This window comes from Photobacterium sanguinicancri (genome assembly GCF_002265265.1).
In the GTDB taxonomy this organism is placed as follows: Bacteria; Pseudomonadota; Gammaproteobacteria; order Enterobacterales; family Vibrionaceae; genus Photobacterium; species Photobacterium sanguinicancri.
Genome location: NZ_NOIF01000551.1, coordinates 1 through 352 on the forward strand (window position 1 = coordinate 1; position 352 = coordinate 352).

The window sequence follows — 352 nt, forward strand, 5'->3', positions numbered from 1 at the left end:
CCCATCATGATGTACGCCCAGCCGGGAGCCGCACACGAGATCTACAACACGGCCAAGCCAGATCGTAAGAAGCTCACTGGTGGCGTCATGATCTCAGTAGCGCTGACGGCCTTCCTCACCGGTATCACCGAGCCCCTCGAGTATGCCTTCGCCTACGTCGCCTTCCCGCTGTACCTGGTGCACGCTCTACTCACCGGGTCCTCCCTAGCGATGTGCAACGCCTTGGGCATCAAGGACGGATTCTGTTTCTCGGCAGGTCTGGCTGACTACATCATCAACTTCGGACGAGCCTCGGAGCTTTCTGGTGGCCCCGGCAAAGTGCTCCTGCTCATCCTCCTCGGTGTGGTCTACG

The 352-nt window shown here is 59.9% G+C and carries 1 protein-coding gene; it reads left to right on the forward strand.

The annotated features are described in order from the left end of the window. Positions 1 to 352 (forward strand): PTS transporter subunit EIIC (locus tag ASV53_RS26710; RefSeq protein WP_189337987.1); only part of this gene is annotated, 352 nt, incomplete at both ends.